Genomic DNA, 19,622 nt, shown 5'->3' on the forward strand with positions numbered 1-19,622 from the left:
CGCCAAAATTATCGCAGCGACGCACCCTACTTTATTGGGTTGAAATCCCGGTCATAAAAATAGCACTGTCAACTGTTAACAGTTAACTGTTCGCTACTAATCCGATCGCATTTGAGCGACTATCTCATTCAACACCCCAAAACAACCAGCTACTTTATTGAAGCCAGCATAGACACACATAAACAGCAGTAATTCTTCAATCTCCTCATAAGTAGCTCCCTGCTTGAGAGCCATAGAGACGTGAGCTCCAAAGGGGTTCCCAGGGCCAACTTGATCCTGATTCACTACATCTACAGCAATGGTGATGAGAGCTTTTGTCTTTTGATCGATGAGTGGCAATCCCCAAGCTTCTCCAGCCACTCTTGTCACAAAATCACCAAATTTAGGGTTAATTTTCTTCAGTCCTTCTTGCAGCGCTAAATCATCCAAAACGGCATTTTTGTAGTTTTCCATGAGGCTTTACCTTCCTAATTAAACTTTACTACGCAGGCATTTCCAAGTAATCTATCTAACGCCCTAAGACTAGGGCGTTAGATTTAGCAAAAGGTTCCTTACTATTTAGGCTGAGGCAACTCATTAGCAACACTGTTAGTAGTATAAACTCTAACCACCATAGAACCATTAAGGAGTTCTGAAAACTTTGTGAGCAATGGTTGAACATAAGGTTTCTCCAAATGTTCGATTAAAGCTGTGCGATCTTTCCACTCTTCATAGTAGATAAAAGAATTTTGTGCTGTTGGTTGCTCATAAAATCCGTAGCTGATACAGCCTGGTTCAGCTCGCGTAGGAGCAAGAGCTGCCGTTGCTAATTTCAGAAATAAATCGCGCTGTTCGGGTTGAATTTCAAATCGATTGGCTACAACTAATGGCAGATTGGCCTTACTATCCTGTTGCTTGTTTGATGGAACCTGAGCAAAGATTTCACTGCTCAATATTGTGCAAACAAAAACTGCAAAAACCATCAAAAAAAGCTTAGTGATTCCTGGAATTTTTTTGAGAAAATATGGTTTTCGCATCTCTTATATCTGTATTTGATGGTTAGGGAGCTAGTAACTTGAGTAGTGAGCTGGTGAAACCTATCTTAGATGGCTCTGACACAGACTTTAGATTTTAGGAGGCAGCTTGTCCTTCTAAAACCTAAAATCTTCAGGACTTACGCTGCATTCCTTCTATTTTTACACTATATGTAGTGGTAAGGTGCGGTGTGCAAAGAACCCTACAAGTATAGTCTGTGCGTAAGTCCTAATCTTCTTTACTAAGGCTATCAGGCGCTTTCGAGTTCGATAGAATCGTAATCGTCAACGGCAATGACACCTTGTATAAATCCGGTTTTTTCCAAGGTATCAAGTATCATTTCCTGAGCGCCAACCACGTAAATATCGACATCAACTCCCATTTTTTGTTTGGCGAAGATCAGGACTCGCAGCCCGGCACTCGCCATATACTCTAACTCTTGCAGCATCAACACTAAATGTTTGGGCTTGTTGACAGCCGCTTTCTCAATCTCGTCTTTGAATATCTGTGCAGAACTTGCGTCTAATTCGCCAGTCAGTTTGATTTTTGCAGCATTACCTGATGATTCTAGGGTTGCAGTGAAAGCCATAATTTTTTGTCCTTTTGGAGATGTTTGTGAGTGGGATTAATTTGATGATGAGATTACTTGCCGACTAAGATGACGATCGAGCGATCGCCCAACAGAATACCGTGCTGGTTTTCTAATTTGGGTTCCGTTCCCGGTTCCCAAATATCATCTGGAGACGTGCAGCCGGTATTCACAGAAATGTGCCATCGCAACTGTTCCGGCAAACCGGGAATTTCAAACCAGTTCGCCTCCCAGTGCATATTGATCGCTACATAAATGTAGTTATCTTCAACGCTTCCTGCTTTGGCGTGTTTGCCACAAAGCATGAACGCTATGGTGCGGCTGCTAGGCGACCAGTCGGCGTTCCACGCTTGGGTGCCGTGCCAAGTGATATCTGCATAGCCGCTGCCCACATAGTCCCGGTTCTGGAAGTGATATTTATTTCTCAGTACGGGGTGAGCGTTGCGGAAGGCAATGCTGTTTTTGACGAAGCGAAATAGACTGGCGTTGGTTTTTAATAAATCCCAATCCAGCCAATTGAGTTCGTTGTCGTGGCAGTAGGTATTGTTGTTGCCATTTTGACTGCGGCCGACTTCATCACCCATGAGGATCATCGGCACGCCTTGGCTGACCATCAGCATCGCGATCGCATTTCGCATTTGGCGCGATCGCAAAGCATTAATCCCCGGATCGTCCGTCCAGCCTTCCGCGCCGCAATTCCAACTGTCATTATCATTGCCACCGTCGTTATTATTTTCCCCGTTAGCTTCATTGTGTTTCTCGTTATAAGACACTAAATCAGCCAGAGTAAAACCGTCGTGGGCCGTAATGAAATTAATTGAAGTAGCCGGGCCGCGGCCTTGATGAGCGTAGAGATCCGGTGAACCTTGCAAGCACTGTGCCGCATCTCCGACAGTACCATCTCCTTTCAAAAACTTGCGAATATTGTCGCGGTATTTGCCATTCCACTCCGCCCAACGTCCGTAAGCGGGGAAGGAACCAACCTGATACAAACCACCAGCATCCCAAGCTTCAGCAATGAGTTTGCACTTCGCTAAAATTGGGTCAAATGCCAGTGTTTCCAGCAATGGCGGATTAGATAGCGGATAGCCCAAAGCATCGCGACCTAAAATAGCTGCTAAGTCAAATCGGAAGCCGTCAATGTGATATTCACTCGCCCAGTAGCGCAAGCAATCCAACACAATACTGCGGACGATCGGGTTATTACAATTGAGCGTATTGCCGCAACCGCTGAAGTTAAAGTAATAACCTTCCGGGGTTAACATATAGTATGTTTTATTGTCCAGCCCCCGGAATGAGATTGTCGGGCCGCGTTGGTCTCCTTCTGCTGTGTGGTTAAAGACGACATCCAAAATGACTTCAAGGCCATTTTTGTGCAGTTCTTTGACGAGTGCTTTGACCTCATCAACCTGCATTCCTAGTTTGCCAGTTGCCGCATAGCCAGCCTTGGGCGCAAAGAAACCAACGGTACTGTATCCCCAATAATTTACCAGCAATTCCCCCGTGATCGGGCTGGGGCGAGAATGTTCAAATTCGTCAAACTCATAAATTGGCATGAGTTCGATCGCATTAACGCCCAACTCTTTGAAGTAGGAAATTTTTTCGCGTATAGCTGCAAAAGTTCCCGGATGTTTCACGCCAGAAGAGGGATGGCGGGTAAAACTGCGGACGTGCATTTCATAGATTACCTGGTCTTCCGGCGGAATTTCCAGAGGTCTGTCATTTTCCCAATCAAAGTCATCAAAACTAATCCGCGATCGGTGTTGATAAATATCATTCCAATCCGGCGTTACGCCCCAAACATCTCGGCCGCCAATAATTTTGGCATAGGGATCTAAGAGAATTTTGTTTTTGTCAAATCTATGACCTGCATCTGGATTGAAAGGGCCGTCCATGCGGTAGCCGTATTCGATGTTTTCGTAATCGATCTCGAATACAGTCATGGTAAAGACATTGCCAATTCGGAACTCATCGGGAAATGGAATTTCCGCGATCGGTTCTTTAGCGTGTCTTTTAAATAGCACTAGCGTGCAGGATGTAGCATAGCTGGAAAATACCGAGAAATTAACTCCTCCCGGCACCAGACTCGCTCCGAAAGGCATGGGGCGACCTACACGCAGTTTAAAATCGCCGTGTTTGTGAGTGGGGTGAATGTCTATTCGTTCCATTACCTGTCCTACTAATTTAAAATTCTGAACAGCGATCGCACCTTAACAAGCCAAAGATTGACGTGATTTAATTGACTTTGCGGCTTACTTCAGAGCCGCTATTCCTGCATCTAACGTGTCGCAAGTTGTAAAAAAGCTGAGAAATCCAGTTACGTCCATTGTATCTTTAATTTCCTCAGCAACCCCCACCAATACAAGTTTGCCTTCTTTAGCCGATACCTGCCGATAAAGTGACAGCAGCATCCGTAAGCCAGCACTAGACATATAGGGGACTAGAGTCATATCTAAGAGAATTTTAGTCCCCGGTTCTGCCAGAGTCAGCACCTTTTCTTGAACTCCTAGTGCGGTACTAGCATCGATATCTCCCTCCAACTTTACAACTGTTATGTCTGCTGTTTTACTAATGGCAATATCCACGCTCAACCTCTTTGTAAATAAATTAAAATTGGGAGCTTCTTCCCAGGGATGAAGAAAACAATTATCCTGAGATAAAGAGGAAGCAGCCTATACTTGTTAAGTATAAAACTAGCAATTCAGGCTGCATTCATTCTCACTTTAGGTAACAAAGTGCTGACTATACCGGGACAATCTGCACTTTGACTTTCACCCGCTCTTTGGTATCCGGCAACTGAACGGTTAAGTTATCTGCGTCGAAGTTGCTGTAGGGCTGTCCGTCGATTTCACAAGCACCGATTTTGATACTACCGGGGGGCAAAATATCAGGTGAAACTCGCAGGATATTGTCTTTGAATCCTCCCGGCATTGGCTTGAAGTAGAAGTCCATCGGCTGCTTAGTAATCAGCAGGTTGGTGTAAACCGCAGAGAGATAGCACAGTTCGGTGGAGTGATAGCCAGACATGGAGTGAGAGCCTTTGAAGCGCTCATTTCCTAGCAAGTACGGCAGTCCGTTGGCTAAAGTATTGAAGTAAACTGCACCGTCGTCATGATCCAGGAAGAAGGCACTGTAGAAGGCTGCGGCTTCGCGAGCATGGCGCAAGTATTCTGGGTTTTGAGTCAGGCCGTTGAGGATTAAGTAAGCTAAAATTGCTTGTTCTTGCTGCCACCAAGCTTTGCGATCGTGCCAGACAAATCTGTGCTGTTCTTCACCTGGCTCGATCATACGTTCGACGACATCGTACCAGCCGCCGCGTTGGCGATCGCTCCCCACATCGGGCATGAGCTCCGCAATCTTTTCAGCCAATTCTTTGTAATTATCTTTGGCTTTAAGCGATTGCATCCGCATCAAATTCCACGCAATCTTCAGGTTGTGACCGACAACAGCCCGGTCTTGCTGCCAGCCCCAGATTTTGTCAGGAGTCCAATCTTCATTGAACTTTTCCTGAACAAACGGGCTGGTTTCGTACTCAGGGAAATACTTGGCGATCGTGTCAAAAGTGTCCTCTAAAAAGTCGGCGTATTTCTGGTCGCCTGTTGCCAGATACAGGTTAATTAAATACGCAGGTGCGTGGTCGCCGACTGAGTTCCAATTTTTGCGAGCGCGGTTGTGACCTAGGGACTCGGCGCGGGCATCGAGGGTAAGGGCATCAATGTGGGAGAAATAACCCCCTTGTTCTTTATCGATGAAGAACTTGTCAAACAAATCGACGGTCATTTCGGCATCTTTAAGGATGCGCGGGTCGCCGGTAATTCGGTAAGTTTGAATCGGGCCGGCAAGAGCGTAAATTTGTTCGTAAGCGGGGATGCAATCGTAGTCGTCGCTAAACTCAGAAGTGAGCAGTTTTTGTTCCCGCTGTCCTTTGACCCGTACCCCGTGATACCAGTAAATCAGGTTTTCATCGGGGTCGTAAAACCTCATGTGATCGCGCAGGTATTCAGTACCTTTTTCAGCAGCTTCTAAAAAGCGGTCTTCGCCTGTCATTAAAAAAGCTGAAGCAAACCCATAAACCAAGCGGGAAACGGTGTCAGTTTCTTGCAAGTAGTCGTCTTGCTTTTTGCTCCCGGACAGATTCAGCATCGTCCGATATTCCTTATAGTCAATTGGCTGCTTGGGGTAGCCAAATTGCCATTTCAGGTAGCAGTCAGCGATCGATCGGACTTGCTTAATCCACCAGTCCGGTTCTTCGTGGCGATAGTTTTCGGGTGCTTCGCCGGCAAAAACTAAAGATTTGGCTTCAAATTTGTGTCCTTCGCCTTGAGGGTAGAAGACACCGTAAGCGAAGACGTGCTGGCCGGGGTGCAGCAGTTCTGCAAACCGTTCGGTGGCGCTGAGGTAAGGTTCTTCTAGGTTTTGGGTAATCCGGCCGTAAGTAGTTGGTGTCAGGTACGCAGTATATTCGCGACCGTCTGATGTCTTGATGCCGAAGCTTTTATCGCTGCGGTTGAACTGGGTAACATATCCTCCGATCGTGTCGGAGAAAGAAAAATTCATCCGTTCCATTCTTTTTCCTCTGCTAATTGATTAGAATTTTTCGGTTTACTCGCCTGTGTTTTTTACTTGTTCTCGATTTCTTTCAAAAAAGCATTCATGAATTGGTCTACAACGCCTGGATGCTTCCCGGTAATCAAGTTGCCATCTACTACTAAGTCAACGCTGACTTCATTTTCTTCGTCGTAGACGACTTCTGCGCCGGCATTTTCTACATCACAGATGATGTTGTGAGCGCAGGTCACTTTCCGCCCTTTCAGTAAATCTGAGTCGGCGCAGAACAGCCACAAACTGTGACAGATTGTTCCAAGCTTTACACTTTCGGTTTGCATCGACTTTCTGAGAAATTCTACCGCTGGCGCTTGGTTTTTTTGACCTTTTTTGACTTTCGCCTGATATCTCAGGCGATCGGTAGCATAAGCCCCAATTGCAATGATGCCTTTGTAGGCAGAAGGAGCGATATCATTGACTTCTGTAGCGACAGTCACATGATATTCAACTTGATCATTTTCTGGGTTCGATCCGAAAGTTAATTGTTGATTTCCCCACAAGTGAGAAATGTACTCGACTTCGTAACCGTGTTTCGGAAAAAAATCATTGAATTCCCGATATTCGGTAGGATCAAAATGTTCTTCAATCAAAACACCAATTTTGCCTTTACTGTCAGTTGCCATACCTACCAAATCCTTGCGATTGTAAACTTTTTTAGGTTGATGATTGTCTTCTGATATAGATGCCCATGACGGAATTTATACCTCTCGCCACCAGACAATAGGAGGTATTTAGGCCTTGATTAGCTTTAAAAGTGAATCAGGGGCGAAAACATCTCGGTAGAAAGTCAATTGTTCGGTTTTGAGGTAGCAGGCTCCTCGGTGGCCGCGCCGCACCCAAGTGACATTGCCTTTGGCGAGGGTTTCGTTAGTTTCGTCGTCCACACACTTCCACTCAAAGTAAGTGTGTTCGCCAAAAAACATCACAATCGGCCAGCACATTGTCACCCCTGGCTGTGCAATTAAAGCCCACCAGTGTTTCTCGCGTTCTTTTTGTTTGTCTAAACCGCGATAGGGGCCGTCTTGGCACAAATAAACCAAATCTTCGCGATATTCACCTGTTAAGATGTCACCCCGGCATTGTCTTAATGCCTCGCAGTGAGTCGGCCACCATTCCTGATTTTCTTTTTCGATTTTTTCGAGGGTATAATCTGAGCTAATTTCGGGCAACTTTTCTTCCTTCATTGCCACAATTTTCTCGGCTAACTCAATCATTGTTTGCTTAACTTCGTCCGAAACCAATCCAGGTTTTGAATAGTCGGCTGTCAAGCCTTTATAGTAGTTGATTCGCGTCATTAGTAACTCCTTAGTGGTGAATAAAGAACCAATACTTTCAGTAGAACTGAAAACCCAGTTTCCTAAAATTGAATTAGGATGTGCCGGGGATTTTCCGTCGCACTGCTAGCAAGGTAATGTCATCAAACTGCGCTGCACAGTCTATATGGGTAAACACATCGGTTTTCATACGTTCTAGTAATTCGGATGCTGAGGAATAAGGCTGATTTAGGAGTGAAAGCACTCGCTTTTCTGTGAAAAATTCCTTGTTGGGGCTGCGGGCATCAGTAAGACCATCCGTGTAACCAAATAGAATATCTCCCAGTTCGAGCTGAACCTGCTGAATTTTAAATTTCATATTTGGCATCATTCCTACGGCGGGACCTGTAGATTTTAGGGCAGTCTTGATCCCAGAAGCATTAATAATTAAAGGTGATTCATGCCCGCCGTTAATATAGGTTAATAAACCTGTTTCTGGATTGAGTACCCCGAAGAACATTGTGGCAAACATACCAGTTTCACCATGTTCTTCACTAATGTAGTTGTTGGTAATCTCAATTGCCTGGAGAGCTTGCCTTTGATATAAGTCAAATTCTAATTCCATTCCGGCTGTGCGATCCGTTGCTTCTCGATCGCAGAACTGAAAATTTGTTCCTCCAGAGAACAGCCGAATGAAGCTACGAAATAGCCCCATAAACATCGCTGCTCCAACGCCTTTGTCGCAAACATCTGCAATCACTAATCCTATACTGCCATTAGGAAGTGGAAAAACATCATAAAAGTCGCCGGCAACTTTTTTTGCGGGTTCAAAGGTCGCACATATTTCCCAATTGGGTACAGTTAAAATGGGATTTGGCAAAAAGTTTCTTTGCAGCTTTTGCCCTTTTTCGATATCGGTTTCTAATTCGTTTTTAGCCTTGTTCAGTTGATCGGTTCGTACTTCTACGATAGATTCCAGGTTGTTAGTGTATCGACTTACCTCTGCAACCATAGCATTGAAAGCCTCAGCCAGTTGTTGAAACTCATCGTTGCTTTTAACTTCTACAGCTACATCAAAATTATGGTTGCGAATCTTTTCTGATGCCTGGTACAGCTTCCGAATCGGTTTCACTAACCAGTTGCTGATCAGGGATGCTGCTAGCAAAGAAATGAATAAGCTACTGCCAATAATTTGCAAGCAAGTCCATTTTAGGCTATCAACTTCTATGGCTAGGCTACTAACATCGACATCTAAGTTGAGGACAGCAACAACCTTACCCGTATCATCTTTAAGGGGAACGGCAGTAGAAATATAGGCATCTTTTTTGTTCTGATACTCATAATAATACTGACTGTCTACTTCGGGCTGACCGTCGAAAGCTGGGCGGATAGACCGAGAAGGTGGGAAATAATAGTACCCAACATAATCATTACTAATTTTTGGCGAACTACCTTCATAGCGATACCCTTTATCGCTAGCCAGCAGTCTCACAAATTTGCGGTCAGGAAACTCAGGGAGTGTGCTGATTAGATAGGATGCCCTGATGTAGATGCCAGATGAATCGTCTCTCCGACTTTGATTCGTAATCTCTCCTAACTTGCGAGCCAGATTTTGATACCTTTTTGAAGCTACAATCTTGTCATGCACGTCTTTGGATAACCCAGGATACTCAGTATTTTCTGTTCCAGAATTTATTTGCTGCTGGGATAGTTGTAGACTCTGTGAATTAATTTGAGCGGCGAGGTTCTTAATTTCTGCTATATCTTTGCTAGAAAAAGATGAAGATTCCTTGATGCCAATTGCTTTTAATTGCTTAGCTTGGTCTTTTAGCAAATTTCGCTGGATGCTTGATTGGAGCCAAAAAATACTTGTCGTAGCAACCCCAACAGACAGGAGGGAAAGCGCTAAGCCTAACTTCAAACTGAAGGGAAATTTCAAAGATCTTCCCAATTTTAAGGGTAAGTTTTGGTTTTTGAGATGAATCTCAGGCTTGCCTACTTGGCTCGTTAACTCTAAATTAGCTGACGGCAAAAGAGAACTGTCTAAATTGTCGGGATTAGTCTGTTTAACGTAAGAACCCACAGTTGTACTCCTGTTTTTATACGTCGCTCAATCAGAAAGCGGTATGCCTTCTCTAGTTTGAAATTAGGGCGATTTGAACGCCTGGATGCCCTTTCCTATCTATTACCTTTCCGCTCGACCGTAAATATATTGCGATTGCGATTTCCTACCCGCTCGTAAGAAAATTTATCTACGCCTTGAATAGCCAAATAAACTCCTAGCCCTCCAATAGTTTTTTCGTGCGGGTGTTTATCCAAATCATCAGGTAGCGCCTGCTCGATGGGATCGTAGGTGACTGCTGTATCCTCAATAAAAATTATCAAGTTGCGATCGCTGAGTTCGGCGCACAACTCCAAATTCCCCTCAGTGCCCGATTCTTCATAACCGTGAATGATTATATTTGTGGCAATTTCATCGACTGCTAGGCGCAGCCCGTAAGATGCTTTTTTTTCCAGCTCAGCCTCCGCTGCTGCCGCGAGGACATACTGAGCTATCTGACTTAAAGAATCTAGTTTTCCAGGCACTATTAACGGGTTCATAAATGAAACAATTTATCCTTCTAAAGGCTATAAATTTCCACAGAAATTGAGCTGCAATTTGGGGAGTTTGTATGCTCTGCAGCGAGGAACTCAGCTTGGAAAATTAGATCTAGGTCAGCTCATTGAGCAAACCCATCGATTGGCTGGTTAAGAAAGTTCTCTCCCAGAACTGCCTACTAGGTAAGATCACTGCTACCTGCAGCCTGTAGAGCCGATAGATAACCTGACTGGTGCTAGCCTCTACCTTTAGATAGAGCAGGTAAACAGCCTGCTCGCTACTTTTCTCTTTCTTTTGGTGGATGCTATTTAATAGTATGTTTGCATAACCCTGCTAAAGCAAGTCGGAAAAGTCGGATCATAAAGTCGGAAAAGTCGGATCATAAAGTCGGAAAAGTCGGACGCCCTGGTTTTACTATCTATAGAGCAGATCAACAGCATGACTGGTACTGTTCTATTTCTTTAGGTAGATGCTATTCAATAGTATGTTTGGGGTATCGGCGTAAAGCAAGTCGGAAAAGTCGGATCATAAAGTCGGAAAAGTCGGATCTTTGCCTAATTGGCATATTTCTGAGTGAGATATACAAGATCACGCGATAAAAGACATCGGTAATAATACTTAAAATTTATCGAATTGTCTGCGCTAATCGGCATTTTTTTATTTAAAAATAGAAAAACTAATCAAGCCTTGTCTTTTGGATAAATACAAGGCTTGATACTGATTTATAGGATTGCCCCCTAGGTAGCGAACTCAGATTTATGAAAGATGAACCAGTTTTTTAGATTTGTTAAGAGCTTTATAATATATGTCAAAGAGTCGATCTCGTAGGCGTCAAGGGGGTGACAAGCAACTTAAAAGCCTTGCATTTAAAGGGTTTAAGCCGATCGCCCTCACAAAGAATTAGGCGGCCGCGATCGCCTTTTTCGGGTTTCGACAAGGTGGAATCAGGATCGGGGGCGATCGCCCCGGAGCGTAATGGTTAATAAGCCTGTCATAATAGCTATTAGAAATTTCTCCACAGACTTAGTACGGTGGATAACTCAAAATTAGGGTGCCAAACTGGAAAAACCTTACCCGATGAGATTGATTTGTATATGACTTTTGAAGAAGCCCTAGAATTTATCGAATCAGCCTTAGAGTCCAAAACCAGTAAACCGTTAAATTTTCTTGAGCAGGAAATCTTAAAAGCTGCTTGGAAAAACGCAACTTATAGTGCTGTTGCTGACAGCTTGTACCTCAGCGTAGGACATATCAAAGATTCATCTTCCATCCTGTGGCAGCGCCTTTCAGACGTAATGGGAGAAAAAGTTACTAAAAATAACTTCCGCTCTCTGCTAGAGAAGCAAAGCACCACAAGTGCGATCGCCGAGGCCGAAGTCGAAGGCGAACCTATGACGATAGCTTCGGTAGAAGAAAGTGACATCAATGAATTCAAAACTTATAAAGGCAACATCTTAATTGTTGATGACATCCAAGAGAATCTGCGTTTTCTAACAACAATTCTCACTAAGGAGGGGTACAAAGTTCGCGGCGTCACCAATGGTGCGATGGCCTTGAGGACGGTTCGCCATTATCCCCCCGATGCTATATTGCTGGATATAAAAATGCCAGACATGGACGGTTATAAAGTCTGCGAAGCCCTTAAATCGGATGAAAACACCTCAGAAATTCCGATTATTTTCTTAAGCGCACTTGACCAAGTTTTTGATAAAGTTAAAGCTTTTAAGCTAGGGGGAGCTGACTACATCTCTAAACCTTTTCAGCCGGAAGAAGTGCTAGTTCGCATCGAAACTCAGGTCACTATCCAGCACCAAAAACGCCACCTTAAAGAAGCAATCGAGCGACACCAGCAAACCTCAGAAATTGCCTACCAATCTCGCAGCCTGCTGGCAAATTTGCTAAACTCATCTCTAGATGGAATAGCTGCGGTGCAGGCGGTGAGGGGAGATATCGCTGGAGAAATTGAAGATTTTCGCTGCTTGGTAGTTAATCCTGTCTTTGCCAGACTCTTAGGGAAAAAACGAACAGAACTCGCAGGCGAACCCGTGCTGAAAAAACTGCTTAATCAATTGAGTCCCGGATTGTTTGATTTATTAGTAGAAGTTGTTGAGACTGGAGAATCGCTTGAAGGAGAGGTTCATCTAGAAAATGAGGAGCTTGACAAATGCTATTATGTAACTGCTGTTAAATTGGGCGACGGTTGCTCAATTACCATCCGCGACCTTACAGACTTAAAACAGTCGGCATTAAAGTCAATGATGGAACTGAACCAACCGCGTACTAGCATCAAATAGCATAAACGGGACTTACGCAATCCGATCCAAGAAAGCTCGCTTTTAGCTGAGTCTAGATCCCCCTAAATCCCCCTTAAGAAGGGGGACTTTGAATACTCTTGTCCCCTGCTTCTTAAGGAGGGTAGGGGGGATCGATCGAGAGTTTACTTCATAAACCTGAAATCTGCTGTCTCAAGATTCACCAACCAAGGGTTCAGTTAAATCGAGAATCTTCTCAAACTGAAACTTATTCACCAAATTTCTGAGAGTTTGAAGCTCGAAAGCTTGAGATTCAGGAATCTCCTCTAGGAGTTGAAAAACTAATTCCGAATCCGCGTCAATAGCTGCTTCATATAATTTTACTATCCATTCTTTTGACATCGCTGCTAATAAATCCGTGAAATTTAACGGTTCTCCAGTCACATTTGAAGGGGGAGAGGGTAGCTCTTCCTCCTGATAAATATAACCGACTCCCAAATGTTTAGCCATAATGTCAAAGATGGCTTCTGTGTGGAACGGTTTTCGTACAAAATCATCACAACCAGCCGATAAAATAACTGCCTTTTCTTCTTCCCACACGCTAGCAGTAATAGCAATAACAGCAGTAGCTTGACCTTTAATGGTGCCTTTAATGCGTTTCGTGGCTTCATACCCATCCATAACGGGCATTCTCATGTCCATCCAGATCAGATGGGGTGAGTATGAATCCCAAATTTCAAGCGCTTCAATACCGTTAGTCGCTTCTTCTACTTCAAAACCAACAGGTTTGAGGAGTTTAACTAACAGTTGCCGATTGTAATCTCGATCGTCCACTACTAGGATGCGATATTGGGGTTGGTTAGGCGCTAGGGCAACGACGCGACGACTGTGGGGTTGATTTTGAAAGGCGCTGGCATCAGCGATGCCCACAGGAATGTCAAATTTAAATGTTGTGCCCGTTGTGTCTTCAAAAAATTCCTTGAGAGGCATTCCAGGGGTGAAAGCTTTACCGTGACTAATGACTGTTATTTCACCTCCCATCAAGCGGACAAATTGACGGCTAATCGTCAGTCCTAATCCGGTTCCTTGCTGTACTTTTTGACCGGATTCTGTTTGCACGAAGGGTTTGAATAGACTCTCCAGTTCCTCTGCCGCAATGCCAACTCCCGTATCTTTTACTTCAAAGGTAATGGTTGTTGATTGTGGGTTGTTGGTTGTTTTGGCTCCGGCTGCACTTTGGGCTTTTACCTGTTTATGTTTTACTTCTAAAGACACCCCTCCCGAAGAGGTAAACTTAACGGCATTACTGATAAAATTAATCAGCACTTGCCGCAACTTAACTTCATCAACGCAGATATATTTAGGAACATTTGCAGCACATTCAAATCGTAAGTATAAGCTTAAAGCGGTGGTTTTCAACGCAAACATATCCTCGATTTCAGCTAAAAACTGAGGAAGGTTTAAATTATTTTCCGATAATTTCATGCCTCCAGCTTCAACTTTGGAAAGGTCAAGCACCTGATTAATTAGAGATAATAAATGCTCTCCACTGCGCTGAATGATGTTAAGGTTCTCTTTTTGTTCATTTAACAGATTTGTATCCTGATTCATCAGTTGAGAAAAACCGAGAATGGCGTTCAGGGGAGTTCGCAATTCGTGGCTCATGTTGGCAAGGAAAGTGCTTTTGGCGAGGTTGGCGGCAACTGCTGCTTCTTTCGCTCGTTCGAGTTCTGCTTCAACTTTTTTGCGCGCGCTGATATCTCGTCCTACCGCCTGGAATTCAACAATGCAACCGGAATCATCAAATATCCCTCGGTTAACCCACTGCGTCCAACGCACTTGGGAGCTAACAATCACCCGATTTTCAATTGTGACAACGGGATTTTCTTTGCTAATGGAATTGACGACTCGGGTTACATATTCGCGGTCTTCTTCAAACACGACAGGTTCGTAGTGATGCCCGATGAGTTGTTCCCTTGTCAGTCCAAAAAATCGACAGAAGCCTTCATTAACAAAGGTAACGGTACCATCTGGCAGATAGCGGGCAATCAGTTCTGTCTGGTCTTCCAGAATACAAAGGTAGCGTGCCTCGCTCTGCCGCAGAGCCTCTTCTATTTTTTGGCGCTCGCGAATTTCCTGTTCTAAACGGACATTTTCAATGACCGTAATCTGTGCTTGCTGGCGAGCGCTAATATCTTGAAAAGCTGCGATCGCATATTCTACATTACCCGTGTCATCAAAAATTGGCGTGCTAGTTACTTCTAAGGGAACGATTCGCTCACTGTAGTGCAGTTCCAAATCATCCGCCCATGTTTTTTCACCGCGAAGCGATCGCACCAAGGGTAGCTGTTCCACTGGATACATCTGGCCTGTGCCTGCCTGATAAACGTGATAGGTTTTTGAGAGTTGCTCGATTTCGGCTTTGGGTAAATCTTGAATATTCAGTAACTGCTGTGAAACTGGATTGGCGTAAACCAGTTGTCCTTTGGCGTCGTGAACGGATATGCCAAAAGGAATAGCATTAAGGAATTTATTCAGGCGATTTTGCGTCGATTGTACCTGAGTATAGAGTCTGGCGTTGGTAAGGGCGATCGCCGCCTGAGTTGAAAGCAATTGAATCACTTGCAGGCGATCGGGTGTAAAAACGCCATCTGCTAAATTATTTTCCAAGTAAACAATGCCAATTAATTGCCCTTGATTGAGCAGAGGGGCGCAAAGGATAGACTTGGGCTGCTGTGTTTTGATATAAGCATCTTGGGTAAATCGGCCTTCACGGGCAACATTGGTTTCAATCAGTCCTTGTTTAGTCCTCTCAACATAGTGAATAATCGACAAAGGAAGACAGGTTTCTATAGGAGTCGATTGCAACACCATCACTTGATTTGAGTTAGCCTCACCTGACGCTTCGACTCGCAGTTGTCCTTGAGACTCTAAAATTAGATAGCCAGTTTCTGCCCCGCAGCTTTCCAGCAGGATTCTCATCAAAGTCGTGAGGAGTTTATCCAACTCAATTTCACTAGCAATTGCCCCAGATGCTTTCATCAAGGCTGCCAAATCCAGGAGTTCACCTGAAGTGCTGCTAGATGTATCAGACAGGTTGCTGCGCGAATTTATGGACATATTGACTTTCGTAAAACGCTTTAAAAGTTCTGGATACTGTCGTTTTAAATCAGTCAATTTAGCTGTTGCACCCCAACGTAAATAGCAGTAGTAAGCATTTGTCATATAGGCTTGGGCAACTTGCTCTTTTCCCCAAGCGAGGTAGAACTTGGCAGCCAGTTCATTAGCCAAAGCCTCTTCGTTGATGTAGTCATGTTCTTTGGCTAAGGCAATGGCGCGATCGTAGTAGTCGATCGCCCTAGCATTTTCCCCCAAAACTCGATGCCGCTCTGCCTCCACTAGATAGAATTTATGGAGGTGAGTCATCGGAGCAAACTCCGCCCATTTCTTGATTTTTTTCTGGTTGGCTTTTACCTTCTGGAGGATGAGTTTTTGCTCGGATTTTGGTGCGTCAGAATAGATGGCAAGATAAACTAAAGAATTATAGAAATGATAGAGAGGAATAGTCCCTACAGCACTATCGCTATATTTTTCGGCTAATTTAGCATTTTTTATAGCTTGCTGATAGTCTTGAAAAAGATAGCAGAGAAAGAACTTGTAAAAATAGAGGGAATGACAAAGATTTTGAGCATTCGCCTCTCGATGCAGGGGTAACATTTTTCTTTCGTCATAGTTGTCACCGATTAAACGGCATTTATCTTCAGCATGTCCCATCAAGTTCAATAAAACCTGTCGATTTAGTTGGTTATAGTAATATGATGTTTCTTGCTTCAGTTGGCTGAGGGTATTACTGTACATTGCCATCTCTGCCTCGACTGTTGCCAATTCCTTCCCCAATACATAGGAGTGATAGCAATATACACAACCCGAATAAGCTGCATATTCTAAGTCTCCAGTCTCTAGGGCGATCGAGTAAGCATTCTGCAAAGGGTTTAAAGTTTCCCTAAGATGCTCTTTCCAATGTTTGACAAAGTAATTAACAATAAATATGGTTCTGGCTGTGAGCTCTTTAGTATTAAACTTATCGAGTAACAAGATAGCAAGTTGCCCAAATTGATAACCACTCTCAATGTCTCCTACGGTTTCCCCAGACAAAATTAGTCCGTAAGTAGCATAGGCACAAGAAGACACAGAAGTATTCCCGTATTTGATGGATAAATTGACCTGTTTAAACGCCATTAGGGGTAGCAAGTCAGGTCTGGAAAAATGGGCAGCGGACACTATACCTGATAAGATACGCATAGCTGCCAACTTATAAGGGTCAGTCATCACTGGTAAGTCGATTAAGTCCTCGATTCGCTTCCCTGCTAAGCTTAACTTAGTCTTCACCAGTTCAAGGAAAATATTTAATTTTGTTGGTTTTTTGGGAAAGTGAATCCCCAACAGCTTTAATACTGAAAGAGCCGTATCTATCGCTTCTAACGGTTGGTTTTGTGCTGTATAGGCTTGAATCTTGACTTCATATACTTTCACTTTGTCTAGCAATGAAGTAGCTTGTTGAAGCACAATATCAGCCACTTTTTCCATTTCCTCAACGTGGCCACTCAAGATAGCAGCTTCTACTGTTTCCACATAAAGTGCCAGAGTTAGGTCATACTGACGAAGCCAACTATTTGCACTCAGGCAATTTATACCAATTATTAAGTAATTCCAGGCGGGTTTCCAAGCTGCTGATGCCTTCGCTTTTTTGCCAGCAATGAGATTTAATTGAGCAAGTTGATCTCTTTCTAACTGAACGTCTATTGCTTCTATACTGAAGTTGAGTTGATTGACAATATCAAAAATATTTTGTTGGAGTATCTCTTGCTGTGTATTTTGTAACAACAGTTGCCCGACTTTCCAGTGAATCGCTTGCTTATCGTCTGGGGGAATTAGGGAATAGGCTGCTTGCTGGATGCGATCGTGAGCAAATTTATAAGTAATTTTTAATTCCTTTGTATCTCGGTCGGTTTTCAGGAATTTGTAATCATCTCCAAGGGGTAATATAAATCCTGCTTGAATAGCATTCCATAATTCATCCGCCGTTTCTTTTTGAGAAGTTTCATTAATAATTGAAAGGGTGGGTAAATCAAATTGGTTGCCAATGCAAGCGGCTAATTGTAAAACTTTTTGTGCTGATTCTGATAAGGTTTGAATTTGCTCTGCCATGAACTCAACAACGTTATCAGTAATATTCCTAGTTATAATTTGCTCTAAATCCCAATGCCAAGCCCCAGCATTCACATCAAAATTCAGCAATTGCTCTGTATAAAGTGACTTGAGAAACTCTTTAATAAAAAAGGGATTTCCTTGTGTTTTTTGCCAAACCAACTCGGCTAATCTTTGCGTAGGGACGCACTCGGTTTTCAGCGTATCAGCAATGAATTCATTAGCCTGGTTTAAATTTAAGGGTAAAAGAGAGAGATGATTAATTACTACTCCCTGTTTTTTCATCTCCGATAAAGTCAGCATAGTAGGATGAGTTGCACTGACTTCGTTATCTCGATAAGCTCCTATTACAAACAGATATTGAGTAGTAAAATCGGTCATAATCAACTGAATCAATTGCAGCGTAGCGCTGTCTGTCCACTGAAGGTCGTCTAGAAATAGGACGAGGGGATGTTCTTTTTGGCAAAAAACTTTAATAAAGTTTTGAAAAGCTAAATTAAACCGATTTCTTGCTTCTGTTGCAGGTAATTCAGGTACTGGATTCTGTTTGCCAATAATCAGTTCCACTTCGGGGATGACATCAATAATAATTTGTCCGTTGCTTTTTAATGCACGTCGAATCTTCTCTCGCCACTGTTGTAATTGGGGTTCAGTTTCGGTGAGCAATTGCCGCACCAATTCTTGGAAGGCAGCGACTAAAGCTTGATAGGGAATATCGCGTTGCAACTGGTCAAATTTACCTGCAATAAAGTAGCCACTTTTTTGAGTGATGAGCTTATACAATTCCTGAACTAAAGCTGATTTCCCAATACCAGAGTATCCAGAAATTAGCATGAGTTCAGTTTTTCCTTGTATCGGCAGATGTTGTGACTGAGTGGTCGTTGGGTTGCTCGCCCCTACTTGTTTCTCTTCTCCAGAAGCTACGCGATAAAATGCAGTCAATAAAGAGTCAATCTGTGATTCTCTTCCGTACAGTTTTTGAGGTAGTTGCAATTGAGGAGAAATATCTTGGTAGCCCAAGGAAAAATTTTGAAATTTACCATTTCTAAATTGAGCGAGACAAGTTTTTAAATCTGCCTTGATTCCCCAAGCAGTTTGATATCTCTTTTCCGCAGTTTTTGCCATTAATTTCATGACAATTTCTGAGACAGTCAAGGGAATTTCTGGATTAATTTCATGAGGTGGATTGGGTTGTTTGGCAATATGGCAATGGACTAACTCAAGTGCATCGACGGATGCAAAAGGCAACTGGTTCGTTAGTAGTTCATAGAAAGTAACGCCAAGAGAATAAAAGTCAGTGCGGTAGTCTATCGCTCGATTCATCCTGCCTGTTTGTTCTGGAGATATATAAGCCAATGTTCCTTCTAGAAGATTAGGATTTTGGAGGCTTGGATTCTCTTGGGATAGGATGGTAGATAAGCCAAAGTCAATAATTTTTAATTGTCCGGTTTCAGAATTCAAGACAATGTTAGATGGATTGATATCTTTGTGAATGACCTTTTTTTGATGAACTTTGCCTAACGCATCTGTGATTTGGATGGCTAGGTGGAGAAACTCTGGTAAACCAAAGGGAAGGCCATCCAGAAGAATTTTTAAGGACTCTCCTCCAAAATCCTCTAACAACATGACTTGTGTGTTCTCGTATTTTCGCAGTTCGTAGGCTTTAATCGTTTCCTCTAGGTTGAGACGGCGAGTGATTTCGTATTCCTGCTGATAGCGGTAGAGTTCGGCTGGTGTGGGGTAATCCTCTTTGAGGAGTTTCAAAATCAAAGGTTGCTGGTTTGATTTGAGGATGCCTCGGTATACGAGGGAATTCGCACTTTCGTAAATCTGGCGGACAATTGTGATATCTGGCAGTGAAATCATGTTGGGAATTATGGCTGCCTAAAAAAAATGATTATACAAATAAATATAACATGGGGAGGATCGGGTGAGAGCAGCAGTAAACTCGCTGCGAATATAAATCCTTGTCTGACCCCCCTTATAACTTCCGATATTTTATTATTGCTTTTTTGCTCTGGACTTACTTACGCTATATTTAGCGTACAAGTGTACTGGCACTTGAAGGCTCTAGCTACTGTCCGATCGCCAAAACTGAAAAA

The 19,622-nt window shown here is 43.3% G+C and carries 13 protein-coding genes; 2 read left to right on the top strand and 11 right to left on the bottom strand.

Annotated features, from left to right (window positions below; genetic code table 11):
• Positions 1–96: 96 nt before the first annotated feature.
• From QUB33_RS12495 to QUB33_RS12540, 10 genes are all read right to left on the bottom strand, one after another.
• Entirely contained in the window at positions 97–453 is a 357-nt protein-coding gene (locus QUB33_RS12495; RefSeq protein WP_333350800.1) for a carboxymuconolactone decarboxylase family protein, read from the bottom strand.
• 101 nt (positions 454–554) lie between these two features.
• Positions 555–1,016 carry a putative quinol monooxygenase gene (locus QUB33_RS12500; RefSeq protein WP_333350802.1) on the bottom strand — a complete coding sequence of 154 codons (462 nt, stop codon included), beginning with the start codon at positions 1,014–1,016 and terminating at the stop codon, positions 555–557.
• 248 nt (positions 1,017–1,264) lie between these two features.
• Positions 1,265–1,603, bottom strand: a complete 339-nt coding sequence (locus tag QUB33_RS12505; RefSeq protein ID WP_333350804.1) for an anti-sigma factor antagonist — start codon at positions 1,601–1,603, stop codon at positions 1,265–1,267.
• 53 nt (positions 1,604–1,656) lie between these two features.
• On the bottom strand, positions 1,657–3,771 hold the full coding sequence (glgX, locus tag QUB33_RS12510; protein ID WP_333350806.1) for a glycogen debranching protein GlgX: 2,115 nt from the start codon (positions 3,769–3,771) through the stop codon (positions 1,657–1,659).
• An 84-nt stretch (positions 3,772–3,855) separates the two neighbouring features.
• On the bottom strand, positions 3,856–4,188 hold the full coding sequence (locus tag QUB33_RS12515; RefSeq protein ID WP_333350809.1) for an anti-sigma factor antagonist: 333 nt from the start codon (positions 4,186–4,188) through the stop codon (positions 3,856–3,858).
• Positions 4,189–4,345: 157 nt separating this feature from the next.
• Positions 4,346–6,169 (bottom strand): AGE family epimerase/isomerase, encoded by a 1,824-nt coding sequence (locus QUB33_RS12520; protein WP_333350811.1) that lies wholly within the window; start codon positions 6,167–6,169, stop codon positions 4,346–4,348.
• 53 nt (positions 6,170–6,222) lie between these two features.
• Positions 6,223–6,831 (bottom strand): DJ-1/PfpI family protein, encoded by a 609-nt coding sequence (locus QUB33_RS12525; RefSeq protein WP_333350814.1) that lies wholly within the window; start codon positions 6,829–6,831, stop codon positions 6,223–6,225.
• A 108-nt stretch (positions 6,832–6,939) separates the two neighbouring features.
• The gene (locus QUB33_RS12530) at positions 6,940–7,503 is read right to left on the bottom strand and encodes a hypothetical protein (RefSeq protein ID WP_333350816.1); all 564 of its coding nucleotides are present in this window, start codon (positions 7,501–7,503) and stop codon (positions 6,940–6,942) included.
• Positions 7,504–7,576: 73 nt separating this feature from the next.
• The gene (locus tag QUB33_RS12535; RefSeq protein WP_333350818.1) at positions 7,577–9,544 is read right to left on the bottom strand and encodes a PP2C family protein-serine/threonine phosphatase; all 1,968 of its coding nucleotides are present in this window, start codon (positions 9,542–9,544) and stop codon (positions 7,577–7,579) included.
• A 95-nt stretch (positions 9,545–9,639) separates the two neighbouring features.
• Positions 9,640–10,062 (bottom strand): ATP-binding protein, encoded by a 423-nt coding sequence (locus QUB33_RS12540; RefSeq protein ID WP_333350820.1) that lies wholly within the window; start codon positions 10,060–10,062, stop codon positions 9,640–9,642.
• Positions 10,063–10,899: 837 nt separating this feature from the next.
• Between QUB33_RS12540 and QUB33_RS12545 the strand changes: the two genes are divergently transcribed.
• Complete coding sequence (locus QUB33_RS12545) at positions 10,900–11,043, top strand: hypothetical protein (protein ID WP_333350822.1); 144 nt, start codon at positions 10,900–10,902, stop codon at positions 11,041–11,043.
• 48 nt (positions 11,044–11,091) lie between these two features.
• Complete coding sequence (locus tag QUB33_RS12550; RefSeq protein WP_333350824.1) at positions 11,092–12,354, top strand: response regulator; 1,263 nt, start codon at positions 11,092–11,094, stop codon at positions 12,352–12,354.
• A gap of 171 nt (positions 12,355–12,525) precedes the next feature.
• Here the strand turns inward: QUB33_RS12550 and QUB33_RS12555 are convergent, their stop codons facing one another.
• Positions 12,526–19,386 carry an AAA family ATPase gene (locus QUB33_RS12555; RefSeq protein WP_333350827.1) on the bottom strand — a complete coding sequence of 2,287 codons (6,861 nt, stop codon included), beginning with the start codon at positions 19,384–19,386 and terminating at the stop codon, positions 12,526–12,528.
• Positions 19,387–19,622: the final 236 nt, after the last annotated feature.

The sequence above is a fragment of the Microcoleus sp. B3-A4 genome (assembly GCF_036705385.1).
Lineage (GTDB): Bacteria > Cyanobacteriota > Cyanobacteriia > Cyanobacteriales > Microcoleaceae > Microcoleus.

Coding starts and splice junctions, on each gene's coding strand:
- QUB33_RS12500 (WP_333350802.1), bottom strand. CDS start 1,016: ATGCGAAAACCATATTTTCTCAAAAAAATTCCAGGAATCACTAAGCTT.
- glgX (WP_333350806.1), bottom strand. CDS start 3,771: ATGGAACGAATAGACATTCACCCCACTCACAAACACGGCGATTTTAAA.
- QUB33_RS12495 (WP_333350800.1), bottom strand. CDS start 453: ATGGAAAACTACAAAAATGCCGTTTTGGATGATTTAGCGCTGCAAGAA.
- QUB33_RS12530 (WP_333350816.1), bottom strand. CDS start 7,503: ATGACGCGAATCAACTACTATAAAGGCTTGACAGCCGACTATTCAAAA.
- QUB33_RS12555 (WP_333350827.1), bottom strand. CDS start 19,386: ATGATTTCACTGCCAGATATCACAATTGTCCGCCAGATTTACGAAAGT.
- QUB33_RS12525 (WP_333350814.1), bottom strand. CDS start 6,831: ATGGCAACTGACAGTAAAGGCAAAATTGGTGTTTTGATTGAAGAACAT.
- QUB33_RS12540 (WP_333350820.1), bottom strand. CDS start 10,062: ATGAACCCGTTAATAGTGCCTGGAAAACTAGATTCTTTAAGTCAGATA.
- QUB33_RS12520 (WP_333350811.1), bottom strand. CDS start 6,169: ATGGAACGGATGAATTTTTCTTTCTCCGACACGATCGGAGGATATGTT.
- QUB33_RS12505 (WP_333350804.1), bottom strand. CDS start 1,603: ATGGCTTTCACTGCAACCCTAGAATCATCAGGTAATGCTGCAAAAATC.